The sequence below is a fragment of the Streptomyces sp. NPDC048566 genome (assembly GCF_043199735.1).
Classification (GTDB): domain Bacteria; phylum Actinomycetota; class Actinomycetes; order Streptomycetales; family Streptomycetaceae; genus Streptomyces.
In genome coordinates this window covers 631218-654562 of the sequence record NZ_JBICWL010000002.1, presented here as the reverse complement: position 1 = coordinate 654562, position 23345 = coordinate 631218, and the positions used below count along the sequence as shown (strand labels likewise).

The following is a 23345-nucleotide window of genomic DNA, read 5'->3' as shown; positions in this document are numbered from 1 at the left end:
GGCGCCCCGCCTGCGACGGCACGCGCGCTCCGCCCGGCCCGCCTCCCGCCGCGCGCGCGGCGAACCGCCGCCGGTCGGCGGCTCTCCCGGTGGGCGCGCCGGAGGGCCGGAGGGCCGGCTCCTCACGCCGCGTCGGGCCGTTCGGTCACCGCCAGGGCGGCCAGCGCGGCGGACACCGCGTGTGCCGTCCGGAGGTCGAGGCGGGCACTGGTGCCGCGGGCCCGGTGGCGGACCTCGGACGCGGCCAGGGTGAGCAGTTGGGGCAGCAGGTCGGTGCACCGGCGTGCCACCCAGCCCGTTCCGGCCGTGGCGAGCCACCGCAGGCTCGCCGACCGTGTGGGCGCGGCGGACTCCGGCTCCGCCGCGGGCGCCGACCCGGTGGCGACGCCCCGTTCGGCGAGCAGGGCGTGGAAGCGCAGGGCGAGTTGGCGGTGCCCCCGCTCCCCCGGGTGCAGCCGGTCCGCGCTCCACAGGGACCGGTCGGTCAGCCAGTCCTCCTCCGCGGCGTGCAGGTGCAGCGCGCCGTGGCGTTCGGAGAGGGCGTGCACGACCGCGTTGACCGCCCGCTGGCGCCGGGCCAGCGGGCGGGCGAGCGCTCCGGGCAGTCCGAGCATCGAGCCGGGGTCCGGCAGGCAGGCCGTCATCACGAGGGCGCCCCGCGCGCGGAACAACCCGTAGACGGTGTCGAGGCGTTCGGCCACCGAGGGGATGTCGAAGGTGCACCGCAGGGTGTCGTTGACGCCGATGACGACGGAGACGACGTCGGGCCGCAACGACAGCGCGACCGGGGTCTGCCTCTCCAGGACGTCCCGGGTCTGTGCCCCGCTGAGCGCGAGGTTGGTGAACTCCACGGCCGTGTCACGGGGAGCGAGGCCGCGGGCGAGGAGCGCGGCCCAGCCACGACGGCTTTCCCCGACGGGGTCGCCCACTTCTTCCGTGAGCGAGTCGCCGAGGGCGACGAAGCGGAGCGGTCTCATGCCACGCCCTTCCGGGACGGCTCGAACTCGAGGGACCGCAGGGCCAGTCGAGACCGCTCCGGCTCCCGGGACCGCCCGGGCTCCGGAACCGGCGGACCGGGCCGGGACCCGCCGTCGTCACCGTTGCGGGCGGCGGCCGGGACCGGGGCGTCGTGCGCGGCGAGGAAGCCGGCGACGGCTGCGTCCCAGCCGAAGCACTCGGCACGCGCGCGGGCCGCCGCGCGGCGCTCCCGCGCGGCCCGTCCGAGCAGCCGCTCCACCGCGTCGGCGAAGGAGTCCCCGCTGTCCGCGGCGGTCGCTCCGGCGGAACCGACCACCTCGGGCAAGGCGGAGAGCGAGCTGGCGACGACGGGCGTGCCGCAGGCCATGGCCTCCAGCGCGGCCAGGCCGAAGGTCTCGGCCGGCCCCGGCGCGAGGCACACGTCGGCCGACGCCTGGAGCGCGCCGAGCGAGGCGCGGTCGGCGACGTGTCCGAGGAAGCGGACGGGCAGGCGCCGTTCCCGCGCCCGCTGTTCGAGGCGGCTCCTCAGCGGCCCGTCTCCGGCGACGACGAGCACGGCGCGCCGTCCGCGCCGCAGGAGCGCCTCCAGGGCGTCGAGCGCCGTTCCGGGCCTCTTCTCGACGGAGAGCCGGGAGCACAGGACGAGCAGGAGCTGGTCCTCGCTCGCGTGGCGGGCCCGCAGCGCCGGGTCCCGGAGGGAGGGGTGCCGTCCCTCCAGGTCCACGCCGAGAGGGGCGCGCACGACGTTGCGGGCGCCGATGCGGACGAACTCGCGTTCGGCGAACTCGGTGGTGCACACCACGCGGGCGTAGCTGTGAGCGGTCCGGGCGTTGAGGGCGTCGGCGGTCCGGCGGGCCGCCCCCTCGGGCAGTCCCCAGGTGCGCAGGACGCCGTCGGCGCTCTCGTGGGAGACCATCAGCGCGGGTACCCGGGCGCGCCGGGCCCAGGCGCCGGTCCAGCGCAGGGTGGTGCGGTCGGACACCTCCAGGCGGTCGGGGGCGAGCGACTCGAGCAGCCGTGCCACCCGGCGCCGGTCGGTGAGCACGCGGTAGCCGCCGGTGCCGGGCAGCGCCGGTCCGGGCAGGGTGATCACGCGTCCCTGTTCGGTGGTGCGGTCGCCCGCCCGTTCGCCGGGCACGACGAGCACCGGTTCGTGACCGGCCGCCAGGTAGCCGGCGCCCAGTTCGCGCAGGGCGGTGCGCAGGCCGCCGGAGGCGGGGGCCACGAAGTTGGCCAGCCGGACGATCCTGAGACTCATGCGGCCACCGGCTTCCGCGCTGACAGGACGCTCTCGTAGTGGCCGATGAGCTGGTCGCCGACGGCGGCCCAGGTGCGGCCCTCGACCTTCGCGCGGCCGGCCGCTCCGTAGGCGGCCCGCAGGGCGGGCCGGGCGGCCAGCGTCCGCACCGCCTCCCGGACGGCGTCGCCGTCGCGGGGCGGGACGAGCAGTCCGGTGCGGCCGTGGTCGACGAGGTCGAGGGGGCCGCCGGCGGCGGGGGCCACGACGGTCACCCCGCTGGCCATCGCCTCCTGCACGGTCTGGCAGAAGGTCTCGAACGGCCCGGTGTGCGCGAAGACGTCCAGCGAGGCGAAGACGCGGGCGAGGTCGTCACCGGTGCGCCGGCCGAGGAAGACCGCGCCGGGGAGCGCGGCGCGCAGGGCGCCGTCGCTGGGACCGTCGCCGACCACGACGACGCGGACACCGTCGAGCCCGCAGACCCCGGCGAGCAGGTCGACCTGCTTCTCGGGGGCGAGCCGGCCGACGTAACCGACGATCACCTCGCCGTTCGGCGCCAGTTCGCGGCGCAGCGCGGTGTCCCGCAGCGCGGGCCGGAAGCGGACCGTGTCGACGCCCCGCGCCCACAGCCGCACCCGGGGAACGCCGTGCGTCTCCAGCTCCGCCAGGGCGGCGCTGGAGGGGGCGAGCGTCACGTCGGCCGCGGCGTGCACGGAGCGGATGCGCCGCCACGCGGTGGCCTCGCCGGCGCTGATGTAGGTACGGGCGTACCCGGCGAGGTCGGTCTGGTAGACGGCGACGGCGGGGATGCCCAGGCGGGAGGCGGCGGCCATCCCGCGGACGCCGAGGACGAAGGGGCCGGCCAGGTGGACGATGTCCGCGCGGTGCCCGGTGATGGCCGCGGCCACCCGCCGGCTGGGCAGGGCGACGCGGACCTGGGGGTAGCCGGGGAGCGGCAGGGAGGGGACCCGGACGACGGGGCAGGGGGCGAGGGCGTCGGGTCCGTCACCGGCGGAGGCGGCCGGGGCGACGACGAGGGGGGTGTGACCGCGCTCGACGAGGTGCCGGGCGGTCTGGAGCGCGCAGTGGGCCACGCCGTTCACATCGGGGGGAAAGGATTCGGTCACGATGACGACACGCATACGGGAGTTCTCGCCGTACGGGACGTGCCCACGTCAACGTCGATCTTTGCGAACAGTGAACGTCCCGTGAGCGTTGCGCTCCGCCCCCGTCCAGGTCAGCCCACGTCCACGCGGCCCGGGGCCGCGGGCCACCGGACGTTCACACGGCGGGCATGTCGGGGCCGATCCGGCTTCTGACGGCTGTCTGGACCTCGGCCTCCTCGGCCGGATCCGCCGCCAGGCGGCGCAGTTGGTCCACCACGCGCGCGTCACCCGTCTCGGCGTGCCGTGCGGCGGTCTCCCGGGTGGTCTCCTCGCAGTCCCACAGGCATTCCACGGCGAAGCCGGCCGGGAAGGAGGGATCGGTGGCGGCGAGGGCCCGGGCCGCCCGCTGCCGCAGGTGCGACGAGGCGGTCTCCCGGTAGATGTGGCGCAGCACCGGGGCGGCGCAGGCGATGCCGAGCCGTCCGGTGCCGTCCACGAGGGTCCACAGGGTCGGCGCGTCGGGCCCTTCGCCCCGGACGGCCTCGCGCAGGGCGGCGAGGACCAGGTCGCGGTCCTGCGCTCCGCCGCGGCAGGCGAGGACGCGGCCGGCGGCGGCCCCGAGGGCGTCCGGCCGGAAGGCCCAGCCGCGGGCCCGGTCGACGGCGGCCACGCCGCGCATCCGTTCGAAGGCGTCGACGGCCGCCTCGGCGACGCCCGCCGAACCGTCCGCCACGGCCGCCTCGATCAGGTCGAGGGCGGAGGGGTCCTCGCTCTCGGCGAGATAGCGCAGCGCGGTGCAGCGGGCTCCCTCCCCGCCGTGGCGCGCCGCCTCGACGATCTCGGGACGGTCCTCGGGGGCGGCGACGGCGGTGAGACAGCGGGCGGCCGGCACGTGGAGCGCGGCGCCGCGGTCGATGCCCTGCTGCGCCCAGTCGAAGACGGCCTGGACGCTCCAGCCGGGTCGCGGCCCGGAGGGCCGCATCTGGCGCTGCCAGCGGTCGAAGGAGCCGGCCTCCTGCGCGGCGCGCACCCGTGACGCGACGGACGGGCGCGGGTCGTCGGCCCACAGCCGCCAGGGCCGCGGCTCGAAGGCGTCGCGCACGGCGGCGGCGAGCGCCGCCTCGCCCTGCGGGTCGGCGGGGAAGCGGGCGAGGGTGGGGGCGGCGAGCGCGCGCAGACCGGCGTCGTCGTCGCGCAGGGCGAGTTCGTCGAGGGCCCACGCCCAGTTGGTGCCGGTGGCGGCGTACCGGCGCAGCAGCGCGAGCGCGTCCGGCCTGCCGTACGAGGCGAGGTGTCCGAGCACGGCGAGGGCCAGTCCGGTGCGGGACTCGCAGTCGTCGAGCACGTCCTCGGCGTCGAACAGGTGCCTCTCGATCTCGTCGAGCCCGCCGGCGAGATCGAGGTACAGGCGGGCGTAGTACAGGGAGCGGTTCTCCACCTGCCAGTCGTGGCGGGGGTCCCGCAGCACACAGTGGTTCAGCGCCGCGAGCGCCTCGGCGCGCGGTGCGGTGAGCGCGTGCAGCGTGCCGTCGCCGCGGCCCCGCTGGAGCAGGCCGAGCAGCGTACCGCTGGGCGCTATGACCGGATCGAACATGGGAAACAGCCTCACATCAAGCGTCGACGCAACCGGGATCGTGCATTACCTGGCCGCGTGACAACACGTCGGGGCGCCCGCCGTCTCTTGCTTGCCGAAGACCATCTTCCTCTGCCTCTCGTCGGTGGCCCATGCGGGCCGCGTCACGGCCCGCGCGGTGCGGCGAAACCTGCCCAGCCATCACGTCCGTGAATCACGTCGTCATGATGACTCGGCAGTTCTTCCTGCCGCGACCGTATTTCCGGCGGCCCCGTACCGCCTCCCTTTTTCCGTGCGTTCCGCCTGGTCAGGGCGTTGCCGTCAGTGTGCGCCGAACAATTCGACGAGGTCCGCCTTGGCGAACATGCGGGCCGTGTCGACCGCCGAGGGAGTGCCGGCGGCCGGATCGGCTCCGGCGGCCAGCAGCACCCGGATCACCGCGTCCTCCCCCTTGAAGACGGCGCCGGCGAGGGGCGTCTGCCCGCGGTCGTTGACGCGGTCGGCCTCGGCGCCGCGGTCGAGCAGGGCGCGGACGGCGTCCGCGTGGCCGTGGTAGGCGGCGAGCATCACGAGCGAGTCGCCGCGGTCGTTGGTGAGGTTGGCCGGGACGCCCGCGTCCACGTACGCCACGAGCGCCTCCGTCTCGCCGCGCCGCGCCAGATCGAAGATCCTGGTCGCGAGCTCCACGACCTCGGGGTCGGGGGCTTCACTCATCGGGGCGGACCACCTCTCGCTGCAACCGTTCGGGTGAATCGACAGAGTACTGGCTCCCCGGCACATGACGGACACCCGCCCAGGCAAAGATCACAAAGGGTGCGCACGGAGCAAAAGAGCAGCTCAGGCGGCCCAAGCAGGCTCGACCGCGCGGGTGAAAACAGCCGTAATTCACCCACTTGCACCTTTTATCGTATGGATACATGCTGTGATCCTGGAACAACTCATGGTGACTGTCCCCACGAACCAGGAGAGCTCAAATGATTCTGTCCATGTCAGGCGTCGTCCTTCTCGGCATCATCGTCTTCCTCTTCTTCAAGAAGGACGGACTGAAGGCGTCGCACGCCCTGGTGGCCGCACTCTTCGGCTTCTACCTCGCGAGCACGGCCATCGCGCCGAGCATCAAGGCCGGCGGGGAGAGCCTGGCGGGCCTCCTCGGCGGGATCAAGTTCTGACGTCGTCCCCCACCTCGTACGCACCTTCAGGAGACAGCAGTGGCCCGGCGCCCTCTCCCCCGCATCCTCGTCAACGGCAACGCGCAGATCGCCAAGAGCCGGGAGCTGGCCCGGACGGCAGCCGACAGCGCCACCGATGTCCTCCATCCACTCATCACGGTCACCCGTGGACTGCGCCGGCTGGCAGCCGCCGGGCGGCGCAAGTGGGCCGCCACCCCCAAGGACCGGCGAGGACCGCTGCTGTTCCTGGTGGCCTCGGTGGTCCTGGTGGTGGCACTGGTGCCGTACGGACCGCTGCTCGCCGTCATCAGCCTGATGGCGGCGGCAGCCTGGACCGGCCGGGAGCACACCCCGCCGGCCCCGACCGGCCCCGACGAGGCGCAGACCGGCCGCCTCCAGTCGCTCTACGACGCCCTCGTGCCGTACTTCTCCGCGGCCGAGGACCCCGCTCCCCTCTACGCCCACGGCGGGGACTGGGAGAAGGCGTTCGGCTCCTACGAGTTCGACGACGACGGGCGTCTGAGCCGGCTGGTGATCCGCTACCCGGCGTACTTCACCGACGGTGAACCGGACGCCCGCGCGCGGATCGAGCAGGTGCTGCACGCCAAGTCGGGCCGCGGACGCGAATACCGCTTCGCGTGGGACGAGGAGGGCAACGAACTCGCCGTCACCGTCCTCGCGCCGCTGCCCACCGACATCGCCGCCCAGCGCTTCGTCACCGCGCCCGGCGAGACGGTCCTCGGCATCACGGACCCGGCAGACGTCCAGCGCACCCTCCCCCTCGGCTACGGCGAGGAACGGCGGGACGTGCCGCCGGTCGTCTGGCGCACCGGCGTCCGCTCCACGGAGCCCCACCTGCTGATCACGGGCGAACCGGGCACGGGCACCACCACCCTCGTGCGGTCCATCGCCCTCCAGGCCCTCCGGCACGGCGACGTCCTCGTCGTCGACGGCGGGGGCACCGGCGAATACGCCTGCCTGACCGGACGGGACGGCGTCCTCGCCGTCGAGTGCGCGACGGCCGGGGCGCTCGGCAGCCTGGAGTGGGCCGCGCACGAGACGGAGCGCCGGCTGATCTCCGCGAACCGGGCGCTCCAGGCGGGACACCCCGCTCCCGACGACATCAAGCGCCCGCTCTGGATCCTCGTCGACCGCCCGACGGCGCTGGCCCACCTGGCCTCGGCGGACGGCGGCCCCGACCCGCAGTCACTGCTCCAGGTGCCGCTGCGGCACGGGCGCGCGGCCGGCGTCACGGTCGTGATCGCCGAGCACGTCGAGCACCTCGACCTCCTCGGCGACGCGGTCCGGCACAACACCCGCGCGCGCGTGGTGCTCGGGCCCGTACCGGCGAGCAGGCTGGAGGCGGTCCTGGGCGCGCCCGCGCACACCACCCCGGCCCCCGACGTACCGCCGGGGCGCGGTTACGCCCGGCTCGGCGCGGGACCGGTGCTGCGTCTGCAGGTGCCGGCCACCCCGGACCCCTACGACGACGCGACCAGCGAGGCACACCGCACGGCGGTGCTCGATCTGCTGCCCGAGCGGACCGCGCCCGCGGAGCGGGAGCCGGTGGCGTCCGAGGCCGCCGGGGTGGCCGGGGTGGCCGTCGCGGAGGGATAGGACCGCCGGCCGTGCCGTCCGCCCGTCCCACGGCGGACGGCACGGCCGGAACCGCCCGCTCCCCGGCGGGCCCGCGGCCCTCAGGCCACGAACGTCCGCGGGCCGTCGTCTCCCCCGGTGGCGCCGGTCTCCACGAGGCGGGCCGCCGCGGCGAGCCGCACCGCGGCCTCGTCGGCGACCGCCCCGCCCACCGTGAACGGCAGCCGCACGTACCCCTCGAAGGCGCCGTCCACCCCGAACCGCGGGCCGGAGGGCACCCGCACACCGACCCGCTCGCCGGCCTCCGCGAGCCGCGATCCGGACAGCCCGCCCGTGCGGACCCACAGGGTCAGCCCACCGCGCGGCACCGAGAACTCCCATCCGGGCACCTCCCGGTGCAGCGCGGCGACCAGCGCGTCCCGGTTCTCCCGTGCCTGCGCCCGCCGGATACCGACCGCGTCCTCCCAGCCCCCGGTGCTGAGCAGCCAGTTCAGCGCCAGCTGCTCCAGGACCGGGGTGCCCAGGTCGGCGTAGGCGCGGGCGGCGACCAGGGAGCGGATGACGTCGGGGGCGGCGCGCACCCAGCCGATGCGCATGCCCGCCCAGAATGCCTTGCTGGCGGAGCCGACCGTGATCACGGTCGAACCCGCCGGGTCGAAGCCGCACACCGGCCGGGGCATCGCGACGTCGTCGTCCAGGTGCAGTTCGCTCATCGTCTCGTCGACGACCAGCACGGTCCCCGCCGAGCGCGCGGCGTCCACCAGCCCGCGCCGCTGCTCCTCGCTCGCCAGCGCCCCGGTGGGGTTGTGGAAGTCGGCGACCACGTAGGCGAGCCGGGGTGCGGCGTCGCGCAGCACCTGACGCCAGCGGTCCATGTCCCAGCCGGCGAGTCCCTCGGCCATCGCGACGGGCACCAGCCGGGCCCCCGCCTCGCGCATCAGCTGCAGGATGTTGGCATAGGAGGGCGATTCGACGGCGATCCGCTCGCCGCGGCCCGCGAACAGGTGGCAGATCGCGTCGATGGCGCCCATCGCACCGGTGGTCACCATGATCTGTTCCGGCATGGTCGGGATGCCGCGCGCGGTGTACCGCTCGGCGAGCATGGCCCGCAGCGCGGGCAGTCCGGCCGGGTAGTCGCCATGGGTGTGCGCGTAGGGCGGCAGTTCCTCCAGGGCGCCCTGGACGCCGCGGGTCAGCCACGGCTCGGGGGCGGGCAGCGCGGCGCAGCCGAGGTCGATCATCGAACCGAGTGTCTCGGGCGGCAGCGGCTCCAGCCCCCGCGCCGGCAGCGGGTTCCCCGCGGGCACGGCGGTCCAGCTGCCCGCTCCGCGCCGGGACTCCAGGAAGCCCTCCGCCCGCAGCGCCTCGTACGCGGCGGCGACGGTGGTCCGGCTGACGGACAGGGCCAGCGCCAGCTCGCGTTCGGCGGGCAGCCGCGCGGCCACGGGCACCCGCCCCTCCAGAACCAGCAGCCGGACGCCGTCGGCGAGCGCCCGGTAGGCGGGCGGGCGGCGGGCGCCGGGGCCCGCGGGGCGCTCCTGCTGCGAGTTGAGGAGCCGGGCGAGCTGAGCGGCCCCCACCGCCGAAGTCCACTGCGCCATGATTCCAGTCCACCTTCCCGAAATTGGCCATGGATGAGACCAGTTCCCACGCCACAGAGTGACACGCGTCAGGCCACTGCCACCACCGGGGGACCCCATGAGCACACCGCCCGCGTCCGCATCCGCACCCGATCCGGCGCCGGCGCCCTCCCCGGCCACCGCGTCCCCCTCCCCCGCCCGCACCGCGCGGCCCCGGCCCCGCGGGCTCCCGCGCCGCCTCGCCAAGCTGTACGCCGGCCTCGCCCTGTACGGCGCGAGTTCGGCCCTGCTCGTGGAGGCGGGGCTCGGGCTGGAGCCGTGGAACGTCCTGCACCAGGGACTCGCGGAGCTGACCGGGCTGACGATCGGGGTCGTGTCGATCATCGTGGGCGCGGCCGTCCTGCTGCTGTGGATCCCGCTGCGCCAGCGCCCCGGACTCGGCACGGTGTCGAACGTGTTCGTGGTGGGCATCGCCATGGACGGCACCCTCGCCCTCGTGCCGGACACGCACGCCCTCGCGGCACGGATTCCCCTGCTGCTGGCGGGCGTGGTGCTCAACGGCATGGCGACGGGTCTGTACATCACGGCGTCCTTCGGGGCCGGCCCCCGGGACGGGCTGATGACCGGACTGCACCGCCGCACCGGCCGTTCGGTGCGGCTGGTGCGCACCCTCCTGGAGGTGGCGGTCGTCGCGACCGGCTTCGCCCTGGGCGGCACCGTCGGTGTGGGGACGGTGCTGTACGCCGTCGCGATCGGGCCGCTCGCCCAGTTCTTCCTGCGCGTGTTCGCCGTCCGCCCGGCACCGCGCGGCGGCACCGCGGTAACCGGCGGTCGGCCCGAGGGCGCCATACTGCCCGGATGAGCACCCGCGCACGCCACCCGTACCTCGACCACCCCGGCCCGATCCCCTTCGCCCACCGGGGCGGTTCGGCGGACGGCCTGGAGAACACGCCGGCCCAGTTCCGTCGGGCTGTGGACGCCGGGTACCGCTACATCGAGACCGACGTGCACGCCACGGCGGACGGCAGGCTGGTCGCCTTCCACGACACCACCCTCGACCGGGTGACGGACGGCGCGGGCCGGATCGCGGACCTCCCCTGGGAGGAGGTGCGCCGCGCGCGCGTGGCGGGCAGCGAGCCGGTGCCCCTCTTCGAGGAGGTGCTGGAGACCTTTCCCGAGGTGCGCTGGAACGTCGACGTCAAGGCCGAGCCGGCCCTCGTGCCCCTGCTGGACCTGATCGCCCGCGCGGACGCCTGGGACCGGGTCTGCGTCGGCTCGTTCTCCGAGGCGCGCGTCGCACGGGCCCGACACCTCGCCGGGCCGCGGCTGGCGACGTCGCTCGGCACCCGTGGGGTGCTGAACCTGCGGCTGCGTTCGTGGGGCGTGCCGGGCGCCGTGCGCCGCTCGGCGCTCGCCGCCCAGGTGCCCGAGACCCAGTCCGGCGTGCCGGTGGTCGACCGCCGCTTCGTCAACGCCGCCCACGCCCGCGGCCTCCAGGTCCACGTGTGGACCGTGAACGAACCGCAACACATGCACCGGCTCCTGGACCTGGGCGTCGATGGCATCATGACCGATCACATCGACACACTGCGCAAGGTCCTGGAAGACCGGGGCACCTGGTTCTGAGCCTCCTCGCGCGGTCCGTTCACGGGAAACGAGGGCACGGGTGAGCACGGACACCGTGCGGGCGGGGGCGGCCGACGAGTCCGCCGACCGCCGACGCGAACAGCGCGGCTGGTACTTCTACGACTGGGCCTGCTCCGTCTACTCGACGAGCGTGCTGACCGTGTTCCTCGGCCCCTATCTGACGGCCGTGGCCGAACACGCGGCGGACGGGGACGGGTTCGTCCACCCGCTGGGGGTGCCGGTGCGCGCCGGTTCCTTCTTCGCCTACGCCGTCTCCGCGTCCGTCATCGTGTCGATCTTCGTGATGCCGCTCGCGGGCGCGGCGGCCGACCGCAGCGGCCGCAAGAAACCGCTGCTCGCGGTCGCCGCCTATCTGGGCGCCGGGGCCACGACGGGCATGTTCTTCCTGGACGGCGACCGCTACCTGCTGGGCGGCGCGCTGCTGGTCGTCGCGAACGCCTCGCTGGCCGTGTCGATGGTCCTCTACAACTCCTACCTGCCGCAGATCGCACCGCCCGGGGAACGCGACGCGGTCTCCTCCCGGGGCTGGGCCTTCGGGTACGCGGCGGGTTCACTGGTGCTGATCGCGAACCTGGTCCTGTTCACCGCCCACGACACCTTCGGCGTGTCCGAGGCGACGGCCGTCCGGATCTGCCTGGCCTCCGCGGGCGTCTGGTGGGGCGCGTTCACCCTCGTCCCGCTGAAGCGGCTGCGGGACCGGCGGACGCCGGCCGCCGCGCCGGGGACCGCCCACGGCTGGCGGCAGCTGGCCGCCACCGTGCGGGACATGCGCGAAAGGCCGCTGACCCTGTCGTTCCTGCTCGCCTACCTCGTCTACAACGACGGCATCCAGACGGTCATCTCGCAGGCCTCGGTCTACGGCTCCGAGGAACTCGGGCTCAGCCAGTCGACGCTGATCGTGGCCGTCCTGCTGGTCCAGGTGCTCGCGGTGGGAGGCGCGCTCGGCATGGGCCGGCTGGCCCGCGCCTACGGAGCCAAGCGCACCATCCTCGGCTCCCTGGCCGCCTGGACGCTCACGCTCGGCGCCGGCTACTTCCTGCCGGCCGGCGCACCCGTCTGGTTCTTCGTCCTCGCGGCCGCCATCGGCCTCGTCCTCGGCGGCAGCCAGGCCCTGTCCCGCTCCCTGTTCTCGCACCTGGTGCCGCGGGGGAAGGAGGCGGAGTACTTCTCCGCGTACGAGATGAGCGACCGGGGCATGAGCTGGCTCGGTCCGCTGCTGTTCGGGCTCACCTACCAGCTGACGGGCAGCTACCGGGACGCGATCATCTCGCTGGTCGCCTTCTTCGTCATCGGTTTCGTGCTGCTCGCGCGGGTACGCGTGCGACAGGCGGTGCGCGACGCGGGCAACCCCGTACCCGAGAGGATTTAGCGTCCGGACCCAAAGAGCGGTAGTGTACGCGTTTGGCCTGCCTGCCGTACCGTTACTGCGCGTCAATGATACTGAAGCGTTGGGTGACATCTGATGTCAGATGTGACAAAGCGGGCGACGGTGGGTACAACAAGGGGCGGCTACGACGGCGACGCATGACCCTGAACGGGAATCTTTACCGCCGACCGGACGTTGACCGGATGACGACGACAGCGACACCTGTCCTGTGGGCGACAAGCCCGGGAGGCACGATTCATGAGTGAGCGAGCTCTTCGCGGCACGCGCCTCGTGGTGACCAGCTACGAGACGGACCGCGGCATCGACCTGGCCCCGCGCCAGGCCGTGGAGTACGCATGCGAGAAGGGGCATCGCTTCGAGATGCCCTTCTCGGTCGAGGCGGAGATTCCGCCGGAGTGGGAGTGCAAGGTCTGCGGGGCCCAGGCACTCCTGGTGGACGGCGACGGCCCTGAGGAAAAGAAGGCCAAGCCCGCGCGTACCCATTGGGACATGCTGATGGAACGGCGTACTCGGGAGGAACTCGAAGAGGTCCTCGAAGAGCGCCTGGCCGTCCTGCGCTCCGGCGCGATGAACATCGCGGTGCATCCGCGGGACAGCCGCAAGTCCGCCTGACCCCTCGGGGCCGAGCGGCATACCACGCACGCCGAGACCGCGGACACCGTACTCAGGTACGGGGTCCGCGGTCTCGTGCGTTCGACGACGGCCATCCCGCGTGCGAGGAACGTCCGCGGTGGAGCCGGGGGGGCAGGCGGAGCCGTGAGGGCACTCGGAGCCGGGCGCGGGGGCTGCCGGAGCACGTCGCGGGAGGCCGGACCGTGGGCGCGAGGTCTGCCGGACCACGTTGCGGGGAGGCCGGGGCCGTCCGGTGCGCACGGCCGGGAACGAACGGGCCCCGCGCTGTTCCGGGCCCGCTGCCCTCTCGCGACGACCGGCGACCGGGCCCGGCGCGGAAGGGTGTTCGGGCTGGCGGGACGGGCCGGGTACCGCGAGAGGGGCGGCTGGTGCCGCGACCGGAAAGGTTCGCCGGACGGCTCGCGGCGTCCGGTGCGGTGCAGCGCACGGTGGAGCGTCTCCCGCGTACGGGATGCACTCGGGTGATGCGACGACGCGGCGAGGCGCCGTGCCGGGCGTCGCGAGCCGGTGAACCCTTCCGGTCAGGGCACTAGCGGTTGAGCGGCGGATACGGCTCGCCGGGCTCGCGCGGTTCGTCGTGGTGGATGACCTCGCCCTGGACCACCTTGCCGTCGGGGCGGTGCATCCGGGCCTGCCGGAAGGCGCCGCCGACGGTGCCGGGTGCGGCGGCGCTCATCCTGCGGTCCAGGGCGCGCTGCGTGTACCGGCCGAGCCCCTTCTGGACGGGTGGGATCAGCAGGAGCAGGCCGAGAGCGTCGGAGATCAGCCCGGGGATCATCAGGAGCAGACCGCCGAGCATCATCAGGCCGTTGCCCCCGCCGCCCTCGGTCGAGGGCGCGACGCCGCTCTGCTGCTGTTGCAGCGTCCGGCTGAGGTTGTCGAAGGCACGGCGGCCGGCTCGCTTGATCACCACCGCTCCGAGCACGATGCCCGCCACCAGCAGCAGGAACACGGCGAAGCCACTGGTCGCGTGCGCGACGGCCACCAGCAGCCAGATCTCCAGCACCAGCCAGACCGCGACGCCGAGCGGCAGCAACGTACGCAGCCGCGAGCGCCGCGGTCGCGCGGGACGGGTGGGAGGAGGAGCGCCAGTCGTCATGCTTCCAGTGTGCCTGGGCCGGGCTCAGGACGGGATAAGCGGAAGATCAATCCCCGCTGTGGGTCGTCCGCGGCTCAGGACTGCTTGCGGCCCGTGATCCGGCCGACGCGCTCGCCGACCCCCCACGTGGTGACGCGCCACAGCGCCTCGACCAGGATGTCGCGGCTCATCTTGGAGTCGCCCAGCTCCCGCTCCACGAAGGTGATCGGCACCTCGACGACGTGGTAACCGGCCTTCACCGCCCGGCGGGCCAGGTCGACCTGGAAGCAGTACCCCTGGGAGGCGACCTCGCCGAGGCCGAGCCCCTCCAGGGTCTCCCGGCGGAAGGCGCGGTAGCCGCCCGTCACGTCGCGGATGGGCACGTCCAGCAGGACGCGGGAGTAGAGGCTGCCGCCGCGTGAGATGAACTCGCGCGACTTGGGCCAGTTGACCACCCGGCCGCCCGGCACCCAGCGCGAACCGAGCACCAGGTCGGCGCCCTTGAGCGCGGTCAGCAGGCGGGGCAGCTCCTCGGGCTGGTGGGAGCCGTCGGCGTCCATCTCGATGAGCACGCCGTAGCCGTGCTCGATGCCCCAGCGGAAGCCCGCGAGGTAGGCGGCCCCGAGGCCCTCCTTGCCCTTGCGGTGCAGCACCTGCACGTTCTCGTCGGCGGAGGCCAGCTCGTCGGCCAGCTTGCCGGTGCCGTCGGGGCTGTTGTCGTCCGCCACGAGCACGTGCGCCTCGGGCACGGCTGCGCGTACCCGGCCGACGATCTTCTTGATGTTCTCCGCCTCGTTGTAGGTCGGAATGATCACCAAGGCCGTGCCGAGCGGGCCGAACCGCCTCCCCTGGGCTTCCGCCGCGAGGGTCCCGTCGCCGTCGTTCACTGCTGCCCCTTCGAGTCCGTACGCAGGGGACCACCATAATGCGCCCGGCCTGCACCGCTGCGACGCCGCGGGAGTCCGGGGGTGTCGAATGCGGGCGAGCCGGACGGCGGGAGGGATGTGGGGGCCGAATCAACCGCTGCGGATCGGGGCCCGGCGCCCTTCGGGCCGACCAGGGGCCCGCTGGCTGCGGGTCGACCGAAAGCCGTTGTCTACTGGACGTCCGGGCCCCACCCGGGTCGCACCTGCCGACTTGTCGGAACGTTCCCTCGCCTCGCTGCGCGGGCGCTGGGCCTGGCTGCCAGCGGTGGTGCGCCGGTGCGGCACACCACCCCTGACCCAGCGGCACCGCGAGGCCGTGCGGAAGTTCCCCGGTCGGACGTCCGGTGGTGGACCCGGCCGAACCTACCGGCCCCCCGCGCCCGGCTGTCAACACTCCCGTGAGCTGCACGTTGTCCGGCCGCGACCGGGCGGGCCCGGAGGATGCCCAGGTCGCGCGACGCGGGCGCGGACCGCGCTCCCGCCCGCGCGGCCCCGGGACATCACTCGTTAGGCCGTACGAATACCGTTCGTCCGCCGACCACGGTGCGCAGACAGACCGGCAGGTCGTTCCCGGGCGTCAGATCGGGCAGTCCCGGGGTGCCGGAACGCGGGTCGGTGGACCAGCGCGCGACCCGGTCGTCGGGGGCCTGCACGACCAGTTCGGCGGTGCGCCACACGGCGTAGTCGGCGGGCGCGCCCGGCACCAGGACGCCGGCGTCGTCCCGGCCGACGGCGCGCCAGCCGCCCCGGGTGTGGGCCGTGAAGGCCGCGCGGACGGACACCCGGTGGTCGGGGTTGCGGTGGAAGGCCGCGGCGCGGACCGTGCCCCAGGGGTCGAGCGGGGTGACGGGGCTGTCGGAGCCGAAGGCCAGCGGCACGCCGGCCCGCAGCAGGGCGGCGAAGGGGTTGAGCGTCCGCGCGCGCTCGGCGCCCAGGCGCCGGGCGTACATGCCCTCGTCGCCGCCCCAGAGCGCGTCGAAGGCGGGCTGCACGGAGGCGGTGAGGCCCAGTTCGGCGAAGGCCGCGACGGTCTCGGGGGTGAGCATCTCCGCGTGCTCGACGCGGTGCCGTGCGGCGCGGACGCGGGCCGTGCCGACCTTCTCGGCGGCGGCGCGGACGCCCTCGGCCACGGAGGCGACGGCGGCGTCCCCGATGGCGTGGAAGCCCGCCTGGAGGCCCGCCTCGGTGCAGGCGACCACGTGGGCGGCCACCGCGTCGGTGTCCAGGTGGGCGACGCCGGTGTGGCCGGCGTCCAGGTAGGGCCTGCTCAGGCACGCGGTGTGCGACCCGAGGGAGCCGTCGACGAACAGGTCGCCGGCGGCGCCGACCGCGCCGAGGGCACGGGCCTTGTCCACGTCGCGCTCCGCCCAGTAGCCGACGACGCGCGGACCGGCGCTCTGCGCGGCGAGCCGCAGCAGGCCGGTGAAGTCCTCCTCGGAGGAGATCTCGGGTCCGGCGCACTCGTGCACGGAGCCGATGCCGAGCGAGGCGGCGTGGGCGAGGGCCGCCCGCTGGGCCTCGGTGCGCTGGGCCGCGCCCACCGCCCCGAGGGCCGCGGCGCGCACCGCGTGGTGGGCGTCGCCGGTCAGCGGTCCGTCCGGGGCGAACCCGCCGCGCGCGGTGACACCGGGGACCAGGTCCAGGAGCGCGGTGGTGGCCACGGCGGAGTGCACGTCGATGCGCGAGAGGTAGAGGGGGCGCCCGGAGGCGGCCGCGTCGAGTTCGGCGCGGGTCGGGGGCCGGCCGCCGGGCCAGCGGGCCGCGTCCCAGCCGTGGCCGAGCAGGACCCGGTCGGCGGGGCGGGCGGCGGCGAAGGCGCGGACGCGGGCGAGGGCCGCGTCCAGGGAGGGGGCGTCGGACAGGTCGAGGCCGGTGAGCGCGAGCCCGGTCGCCGTGGTGTGCACGTGGGCGTCGGTGAACGCGGGGGTCACCAGGGCGCCTTCCAGGTCCACGACCTCGTCGACCCTGGCGGCGAAGGCGTCGGCGGCTCCCTCCGAGCCGACCCAGGCGACCTGGCCCCGCTCGACGACCATGGCGGTGGCGAAGGGATCCGCGGGGCTGTGGACTTCTCCACCGCGCAGCAGCACGGTGACCGACGGGGCGGTGCTCTCACTCATGGGGACAGTCTCCCGCCTCCGGCCCGCCGCCCGTCGCCCGGGTGGCCGCCCGCGTCCCGCGCGCACGCCGGCCGAGGCGGGGCGGCGGGCAAGGACGCCGCCTACCCCGCTGCGGTCGGCGGGCGGCCGGTGCCGGTCCGGGGGTCAGATACGCGGAGGCCGCGCCTCGTACGGGGTCGACAGGGCGACCGTCGTACGGGTGGACACGCCCGCCAGGGTGCGCAGCCGCGCCAGCAGTTCCTCCAGCTCGTGCGGCGTGGAGACGCGCACCTTGAGGATGTAGTTCTCGTCGCCGGCGACGCTGTGGCAGGCCTCGATCTCCGGTACGCCGGCGAGCCGTTCGGCGATGTCGTCGGGGGCGCTCGGGTCGAACGGTTTCACCGAGATGAAGGCGGTCAGGGGCAGCCCGACCGCCTCCGGGTCGACGACCGCGGCATACCCGCGGATGACGCCCCGCTGCTCCAGCCGGCGCACCCGCTGGTGCACGGCGGACGTGGACAGGCCCGTGGCCTTGCCCAGGTCGGTGTAACTCATCCGCCCGTCTGCGACGAGCAGCTGCACGATCTGTCGGTCCAGCTCCTCCATGGCGCAAGAACCTACAGGGCGCCGCATCCTCGGGACACTCGGCGGCGCAGGTCATGGCCGGTTCGTGATGATGTGGCCCGCCGCCGCGGGTGCGCCGCCGGGCGGGCACGTCCGCCGGGCCGGACACCTGCACGCGGCATGTGACGAAGGCCACACGCGGGCGACAGGGTCTGTGACGGTCTCGTGATTACCGCGGGGACGTGACGGGAAGTGCTTGCTGTGGTCGAGGTCGCAGTGCCTTGTCGGCCCACCCGAGGGGGAGAATCCCATGCAGAGTGTCAAGCGCCCTGGTCGTACCGCGCCCAAGCGGCAGCAGCCCGTGTTCGAGCCCGAGCCGGAGGGCGTCGAACGCGACGCGCCGGACGGCGACGGCTTCGACGCGTACGACACCTTCGAGATGTACCGGGTGATCTGCCCGGACTGCGCGCAGCCGATCGCGCTGCTGGCCGACGAGGAGGTTCTGCCGGAGCACGCGCTGTGCGCCTCTCCGTGGAACCCGTTCGGGCTCACGGTCTGTTCGGGCACCGGCCGCACGGCCACCGAGGCGACGCCGGCCGACGCCTCCGCCGAGCCCCAGGAGCAGGACACCGCACTGCTGCTGACGCTGCCTCAGGGGCTGGACTGGCGCACGCAGCCGTTCTCCCACGTGGGCGGACCCGGCTCGCGCCCGTTGCGTCTGGTCGCCCTGACGCGCGGTCAGGCCGCCTGACCGGCACACCCGTTCACCGTTCACAGCCCGCCGGCACCCGCTGCCGTCCGGCGCCGTGCCCGGGAGACCGGCAGGCGCGGGACAGGCGGCGCCGCGGGCGGGTGCCGCACGCGCCGGGGCCGGTCGCGCCGGGCACCCCCACCGTGCCGCGGTCGGGCGCCGGGAGATCAGCACCGCCGAGGAGGCCGCGCGGGCGCGCGTCGCAGCGGTTCGGCTCGGCCTGGCCGCGGTGGAGCGGACCCGTCCGGTCACGGCGCCGGGCGCGGGAACCGTTCGCCGACGAGGGCGCCGCCTTCGCCGGCCGCACGTCGCCCCCTGAACGCTCGGCGGCCGATGCCGGCGGGAGGTGCGCTTCGTGCGCCGGGGCGGGCCGCGCGGCGGCGACGGTCCGGACGGCGGGCGGTGCGGGCCGGCCAAGACTCCCGCACGGGGTCCGCCGCGAACGCACACCCGAATCCGTCACCCGGTGACCTGCGGGCCCGCTCGGACGTTGCCCGGGTATGAACCCCACGCATGCCGCGACCGGGCGTCGGCGGCGCATCCTCCTCCCCGTTCCGGCAGAATCGGTTCAGCGTGCACCTTCCCCGCCGCCTCCGCCGGTGCAGGACCCGCCCATCTACCGCGCCCTGATGCGCGCCTGGGCCGACCGGGGCCGCACCCTGCCGGGGCGCCACGACCCGGAGTGGGCGCGCCTGTCGGCGCCGTCGGCGCTGTACGGATACGGGGCGTACGGCGCGCCCCGGGACCCGCGCGGCGAGCCGCGCTTCGTCCCCGTGCGCGACGTGCGCGCCTGACGCCTCCCGGGGCCCTCGGAACCCGAGCGGCCGGCAGGTCCGCGCAGGGCGCCGACGCCTCACGGCACTCGGGCAGGACGCTCCCCGCGGCCGGCGACGCCCACCCCAAGTCCCTGACGCCCCAGTGGAGTTGGGACATCCCGGTGATCACCTCGGGGAAGACGGGCTGCCGAACACGCAGGGGGCTCGGCGCCTTCTTCCGCATACCGGGCGGGGCGCGGACGGCGGGCCGGTCACACCGGCCGACCGATCCGCACGGCGGACACGGCACCGCCGGCGCGCGGACACCGGCCGGACGTCCGCCCCGTCGCCTCAGCCGTCCCTGCGCGCGTCGGGCGGCGCGGTGTAGGAGGGGTCGATCTCCTCGACGGCACGCAGGGTGCCGCCGAGCATCTTCACCAGCAACTCCCGCATGACATCGCGCGACAGCGCCCGGTGGCCGATCCAGTCGAGGGTGGCGCCCTCCACCCCGTGCAGCCAGCCGAGCAGGGCGATGCGCGGCAACGGCCCCACCCCGCCCCGGCCGTAGGCCCCATCGGCGATCGTCTCGACGATCACCTCGCGCACTCCGTCGCGGATCGCCTGCACCTCGGCGTCGAACCCGACACCTCCGGCGATGATCGTCCGGTACGCGGCCTGATTGTGCTCGGCGTAGCGCAGGTACCCGTCGATGGTGCGGTGGACCCGTTCCACGGGGGGCAGTTCGAGGCCGCCGGCCGCCCGCGCGACGAGTTCCGCGACGGAGTCCTCGACGATGGCGAGGTAGTAGCCCCGCTTGGAGTCGAAGTAGTAGTAGATCAGCCCCTTGGCGACGTGCGCCTGCCGCGCGATGTCGTCCATGGAGAGCGCGTCGTAGGACGTGTCGGCGAACAACTTCCGCCCGATGGCGATGAGTTCGGCGCGGCGCGCCTGCGAGCGCTCGGTGCCGCGCGCGCGGGGGCGCTCAGTGTCGCGCTGTCGACTGTGGTTCAACTCCGGCCCTGGTCTCCGACTGCCCACGGAACATCGGCAGTATGGCAGAACCGTGGCGACCGTCCGGCCGCACGCGATCAGTCGTGCGGCGACGAGCCGGGGAGGGAGCGGCCTCCCACGGCGGGCCGCAGCACGCGGCGACCGGCCGGGCCGCCGGGGCGGGGGCCGCTCAGAGCAGACCGAGCTGGGCCACGAGCATCGCCACGACGACCGCGAAGGTCCAGCCCAGGACGTGTTCGAGGATCTTCGGGCCGTCCTCGCGGGGGCCTCCGGTACGGGCACGGAGACGTGGGGCGGTGGCGGAACTCGCGGTCATGGCATCTCGCTGACGTCGTGGTGCGGTCGGATCTCCCGCCCCCGCCGGCTCCCCACCGGCCCGACCACCCTGCCATCGGAGCAGGTCCCGGCGGTAGAGAGCTTGCTCACGCCCGAGCCGCGCCGGGCGGGAGAGGCCCATGGGCACCAAGGCGTCCGACGCGCCATGTGGTTCTCGTCACAGGCGCGGCCGGGTCCCGGCGGCCCCGCACGGGAGGGGCCGCCGGTCGGGTCAGCGGACGCCCACCGCCGCGAGCGCCTGGCGCTGGCGGGGCGAGGGACGGGCGGGGAAGTACAGGTAGCAGACGCCGCCCGTCCCACTCCTGACCTTGCCGTTCGCGTCGTAGCGCTTGGTGCGGAGCCAGATGTTCTCCCACTCCGCGCGCCGGTAGACCCGGCGGACCGCGTCGTCGTCGGGGGACGCCGGGTCGTTGGCGATCACGTCTCCCTCGGCGGTGAAGCCGATGACCGTCATGAGGTGCCCCGAGGTTCCGTACCCCGCGCCCGTCAGCTCGGAGGCGAGGAACGACTGCGACGTTATGGCCGGGATGCCCGCGGCGATCAGGGTCTCCAGGTCGGTGAGCGAGGCGAGCCGGGTCACGACCCCCTGGAGGTCCTCGTAGGTCGCCGCGTAGGCGGCGTTGAACGGCCAGTTGCCGCAACCGTCGTACTGGTAGTCGAACGTGGAGCGGGCCGCGAGGCACACCTGGGGGTCGGCGTAGGAGGGGTCGACCCAGGCGAGCTGCTCCGCGGTGGGCCGGCGCCCCCAGTACTCGATGATCATCTGGGAGGAGGTGGGGCTGCACCACGCCTCGCCGCCGTTGTCGTACTCGGGGTACTGGCCGGCGTGGATCTCCTGCGAGTAGCGCGGGACCCGCAGCTCCTGCGAGAGCCCGGGGGCGGAGGCGGGAACGGTGAAGCGGTCCGGGATGTCCGAGCCCATCGCCCCGATCCGCCACACGGTCGGGGTGCGTCGCGAACCGGGGGTGCGGTAGAGCGTCAGCCGCAGCCGGTAGGAGACGAGCCGCAGGCCGGACGCCGCGTCGTCGATGGCGAAGGTGTCCGTCCAGATGCTGCTGCGGCCGTCGCCCTGGTCGTCCACCGAGGTGCGGCGGATGTCCTGCTCGCCCGAGGCCCAGCGACCCATGACGTACCAGGGTGTGGCCGTGCCGTCGGAGTACGTGCCGCACAGCTCCACCTGGAGCCAGGTGCCGGCCGGGGTGTGCGCGTTCCAGGAGGCGATGACCTCCGTCGCGGGCACGGAGAGCCGGTGGACCGGACTGGTCCAGGTGGCGTACTCCCAGGCGGCCGTTCTGCCGGTGTGCGGGTCGGTGTAGTCGGTGGTGCCGGCCCGGGTGACGATCACCAGGCCGGGCCGCCGGCCCGGTACCGCACGGGTGCCCCGCAGGGTGCCGGAACGCCAGTCCGGGTACGAGGTCCAGGCGCGGTTGTCCACCAGGCCGCCGCGCGGTCCGGCGGGGCGGTCCGCAGCGACGGCCGCCGGGGAGGCGACTCCCACGGCCGCCGCGGCCATCGCGGCCGCGAGGACGGTTCTGCGGGACGGCTGTTCGGATCTGCTCATGGGTGGTTGACCCCCAGGTGTCCAAAGCGGGCGGGCCCAAGCTCGGTCGTGCGCCAACTATGGACGCCGGGGACCGCCTTCTGCCAGCACTTCCGGTCATGCCGCGCCCACCAATATTGGTGGAGACCACTGGCATGACCTGCGGCACCCCCCATCGGGGTACTCCCGTGCCGGGGCGGCGAAGGGGGGACGGACCGAACCGGGCGGCGCGAAGCGGTCCTCCACGGCCTGCGCCGCACCGCCCGCGCGCCCGGCAGCCCGTCCGCGCCGCGGGAGGCACCCGTGGTCCGGCTCCGGGCGGCCGGCCGCTCCCGGGCCCCGCACGGCCTCGCGGACCGTCACGTCGGGCGCTCCTCGATAGAATGTTCGCCATCACCCGCCGCCCTCCGACCCACCCCAGGACATGCCATCGACTCCCTCGCCGCACGGCTGCGCCGGCTGCCGCCCTCCTGCGGTCCCGTCCGCCTGATCGGCGTCGACGGCCACGCGGGCTCGGGGAAGACCACGTTCGCCGGAGAGCTGGCAGCGGCCCTCGGCGGCGCGCCCGTCCTGCACCTGGACGACCTCGCCACCCACGAGGAGCTCTTCGAGTGGACCGGGCGCCTGCTGGACCAGGTCGTCGACCCCCTGCGGCGCGGCGAGAGCGCGCGGTACGCGCCGTACGACTGGACCGCCCGCGCGTTCGGTCCGGTACGGGAGCTGCCCGCCGCACCCGTGGTGCTCGTCGAGGGCGTCGGCGCGGGGCGCCGCGCCGTGCGCGGGTGGCTCGCGCGGCTGCTGTGGATGGAGTTGCCGCAGGACGAGGCATGGGCGCGCGGGATGCGACGGGACGGTGCGGCGCAGGGTGCGTTCTGGGCCGGCTGGGTCCGGGCCGAGCGGCGGCACTTCGCCGCGGACCCCTCGCGGCCCTTCGCGGATCATGTGGTGCGGCAGCGTCCGGAGGGATACGAGGTACTGCCGGGGCCTGCCGGGACACCGGAGACCCCCTCGTTCGTCACCCACCGTGACGGACCATCCGCAGTGTGCTGAACTCGTGAAGAGCGGTGCCGGAGAAGTTCCCCCGGTGCCTCAACTCTCCTTGACCGGGGGGTCATACAGGTCTTACGTTCTGAACGAGCGGCCTTCCCGGGCCGCCCCCGCAGTCGCGAAGCCCCCGGTTGTTCCCCCGTGATCGGGGGCTTCGTTCTGCCCACATCCGGCTTTTTCCGGACGCCCGGTGCCTCCTTTCGCTCACCCAGGGTCACCGCTCCGTGTGCGCCCCGTCTGCTCCCACCCCGCGGAACGGGGTGTGCGGCACCCTTCGGCAGGCCCGTGAACCGCAGGTACGATGCCTTTCGGTGCGACCCTCGGACGGCTGCTCT

22 protein-coding genes are annotated in these 23345 nt (G+C 74.5%); 9 read left to right on the top strand and 13 right to left on the bottom strand.

Features of this window, described 5'->3' with window-relative positions; all coding sequences use genetic code 11:
• Positions 1 to 122: 122 nt before the first annotated feature.
• The 5 genes from ACGFS9_RS06785 to ACGFS9_RS06765 form a co-directional block, all read right to left on the bottom strand.
• A complete protein-coding gene (locus ACGFS9_RS06785) occupies positions 123 to 977 on the bottom strand; it encodes an SGNH/GDSL hydrolase family protein (protein WP_393251228.1) in 855 nt (284 codons plus the stop codon).
• Complete coding sequence (locus ACGFS9_RS06780) at positions 974 to 2236, bottom strand: glycosyltransferase (protein WP_393251227.1); 1263 nt, start codon at positions 2234 to 2236, stop codon at positions 974 to 976. The genes ACGFS9_RS06785 and ACGFS9_RS06780 overlap by 4 nt, the downstream gene beginning before the upstream one ends.
• Complete coding sequence (locus tag ACGFS9_RS06775) at positions 2233 to 3357, bottom strand: glycosyltransferase family 4 protein (RefSeq protein WP_393251226.1); 1125 nt, start codon at positions 3355 to 3357, stop codon at positions 2233 to 2235. The genes ACGFS9_RS06780 and ACGFS9_RS06775 overlap by 4 nt, the downstream gene beginning before the upstream one ends.
• A 139-nt stretch (positions 3358 to 3496) precedes the next feature.
• On the bottom strand, positions 3497 to 4915 hold the full coding sequence (locus ACGFS9_RS06770) for a HEAT repeat domain-containing protein (RefSeq protein WP_393251225.1): 1419 nt from the start codon (positions 4913 to 4915) through the stop codon (positions 3497 to 3499).
• A 300-nt stretch (positions 4916 to 5215) separates the two neighbouring features.
• Positions 5216 to 5608: an ankyrin repeat domain-containing protein gene (locus ACGFS9_RS06765; RefSeq protein ID WP_393251224.1), complete on the bottom strand. Its 393-nt coding sequence runs from the start codon at positions 5606 to 5608 to the stop codon at positions 5216 to 5218.
• 260 nt (positions 5609 to 5868) lie between these two features.
• Between ACGFS9_RS06765 and ACGFS9_RS06760 the strand changes: the two genes are divergently transcribed.
• Both ACGFS9_RS06760 and ACGFS9_RS06755 read left to right on the top strand, forming a co-directional pair.
• Positions 5869 to 6063 carry a hypothetical protein gene (locus ACGFS9_RS06760; RefSeq protein WP_037621052.1) on the top strand — a complete coding sequence of 65 codons (195 nt, stop codon included), beginning with the start codon at positions 5869 to 5871 and terminating at the stop codon, positions 6061 to 6063.
• Positions 6064 to 6102: 39 nt separating this feature from the next.
• Positions 6103 to 7680: a hypothetical protein gene (locus ACGFS9_RS06755; RefSeq protein WP_393251223.1), complete on the top strand. Its 1578-nt coding sequence runs from the start codon at positions 6103 to 6105 to the stop codon at positions 7678 to 7680.
• An 80-nt stretch (positions 7681 to 7760) separates the two neighbouring features.
• On the opposite strand, the gene ACGFS9_RS06750 is transcribed toward ACGFS9_RS06755, so the two are convergent.
• Positions 7761 to 9260 carry a PLP-dependent aminotransferase family protein gene (locus ACGFS9_RS06750; protein WP_393251222.1) on the bottom strand — a complete coding sequence of 500 codons (1500 nt, stop codon included), beginning with the start codon at positions 9258 to 9260 and terminating at the stop codon, positions 7761 to 7763.
• A gap of 97 nt (positions 9261 to 9357) precedes the next feature.
• Here ACGFS9_RS06750 and ACGFS9_RS06745 point away from each other — a divergent pair, with 97 nt between their 5' ends.
• The 4 genes from ACGFS9_RS06745 to ACGFS9_RS06730 all read left to right on the top strand — a co-directional run bounded on the left by ACGFS9_RS06745 (position 9358) and on the right by ACGFS9_RS06730 (position 12885).
• The gene (locus ACGFS9_RS06745; protein WP_393251221.1) at positions 9358 to 10101 is read left to right on the top strand and encodes a YitT family protein; all 744 of its coding nucleotides are present in this window, start codon (positions 9358 to 9360) and stop codon (positions 10099 to 10101) included.
• Positions 10098 to 10865 (top strand): glycerophosphodiester phosphodiesterase, encoded by a 768-nt coding sequence (locus ACGFS9_RS06740; RefSeq protein WP_393251220.1) that lies wholly within the window; start codon positions 10098 to 10100, stop codon positions 10863 to 10865. The genes ACGFS9_RS06745 and ACGFS9_RS06740 overlap by 4 nt, the downstream gene beginning before the upstream one ends.
• Positions 10866 to 10905: 40 nt before the next feature.
• On the top strand, positions 10906 to 12255 hold the full coding sequence (locus ACGFS9_RS06735) for an MFS transporter (RefSeq protein ID WP_393251219.1): 1350 nt from the start codon (positions 10906 to 10908) through the stop codon (positions 12253 to 12255).
• A 255-nt stretch (positions 12256 to 12510) separates the two neighbouring features.
• Complete coding sequence (locus tag ACGFS9_RS06730) at positions 12511 to 12885, top strand: RNA polymerase-binding protein RbpA (protein ID WP_003977404.1); 375 nt, start codon at positions 12511 to 12513, stop codon at positions 12883 to 12885.
• 550 nt (positions 12886 to 13435) lie between these two features.
• Here ACGFS9_RS06730 and fxsA read toward each other — a convergent pair.
• The 4 genes from fxsA to ACGFS9_RS06710 all read right to left on the bottom strand — a co-directional run bounded on the left by fxsA (position 13436) and on the right by ACGFS9_RS06710 (position 17612).
• On the bottom strand, positions 13436 to 14005 hold the full coding sequence (gene fxsA, locus ACGFS9_RS06725; protein ID WP_393251218.1) for an FxsA family membrane protein: 570 nt from the start codon (positions 14003 to 14005) through the stop codon (positions 13436 to 13438).
• Positions 14006 to 14079: 74 nt separating this feature from the next.
• On the bottom strand, positions 14080 to 14871 hold the full coding sequence (locus ACGFS9_RS06720; protein ID WP_393251217.1) for a polyprenol monophosphomannose synthase: 792 nt from the start codon (positions 14869 to 14871) through the stop codon (positions 14080 to 14082).
• A 539-nt stretch (positions 14872 to 15410) separates the two neighbouring features.
• Positions 15411 to 17027 (bottom strand): amidohydrolase, encoded by a 1617-nt coding sequence (locus ACGFS9_RS06715; RefSeq protein ID WP_393251216.1) that lies wholly within the window; start codon positions 17025 to 17027, stop codon positions 15411 to 15413.
• Positions 17028 to 17171: 144 nt separating this feature from the next.
• A complete protein-coding gene (locus ACGFS9_RS06710) occupies positions 17172 to 17612 on the bottom strand; it encodes an Lrp/AsnC family transcriptional regulator (RefSeq protein WP_393251215.1) in 441 nt (146 codons plus the stop codon).
• 268 nt (positions 17613 to 17880) lie between these two features.
• Here ACGFS9_RS06710 and ACGFS9_RS06705 point away from each other — a divergent pair, with 268 nt between their 5' ends.
• The gene (locus tag ACGFS9_RS06705) at positions 17881 to 18321 is read left to right on the top strand and encodes a hypothetical protein (RefSeq protein ID WP_393251214.1); all 441 of its coding nucleotides are present in this window, start codon (positions 17881 to 17883) and stop codon (positions 18319 to 18321) included.
• 599 nt (positions 18322 to 18920) lie between these two features.
• The gene (locus ACGFS9_RS06700) at positions 18921 to 19115 is read left to right on the top strand and encodes a hypothetical protein (protein WP_393251213.1); all 195 of its coding nucleotides are present in this window, start codon (positions 18921 to 18923) and stop codon (positions 19113 to 19115) included.
• Positions 19116 to 19427: 312 nt separating this feature from the next.
• Here ACGFS9_RS06700 and ACGFS9_RS06695 read toward each other — a convergent pair whose 3' ends face one another.
• From ACGFS9_RS06695 to ACGFS9_RS06685, 3 genes are all read right to left on the bottom strand, one after another.
• Complete coding sequence (locus tag ACGFS9_RS06695; RefSeq protein ID WP_393251212.1) at positions 19428 to 20087, bottom strand: TetR/AcrR family transcriptional regulator; 660 nt, start codon at positions 20085 to 20087, stop codon at positions 19428 to 19430.
• Between the two features lie 169 nt (positions 20088 to 20256).
• Positions 20257 to 20403 carry an SCO1431 family membrane protein gene (locus tag ACGFS9_RS06690; RefSeq protein WP_393251211.1) on the bottom strand — a complete coding sequence of 49 codons (147 nt, stop codon included), beginning with the start codon at positions 20401 to 20403 and terminating at the stop codon, positions 20257 to 20259.
• 231 nt (positions 20404 to 20634) lie between these two features.
• Positions 20635 to 21984 (bottom strand): peptidase C39 family protein, encoded by a 1350-nt coding sequence (locus ACGFS9_RS06685; RefSeq protein ID WP_393251210.1) that lies wholly within the window; start codon positions 21982 to 21984, stop codon positions 20635 to 20637.
• Positions 21985 to 22392: 408 nt separating this feature from the next.
• Between ACGFS9_RS06685 and ACGFS9_RS06680 the strand changes: the two genes are divergently transcribed.
• Positions 22393 to 23013, top strand: a complete 621-nt coding sequence (locus ACGFS9_RS06680) for a uridine kinase (protein ID WP_393251289.1) — start codon at positions 22393 to 22395, stop codon at positions 23011 to 23013.
• Positions 23014 to 23345 lie beyond the last annotated feature (332 nt).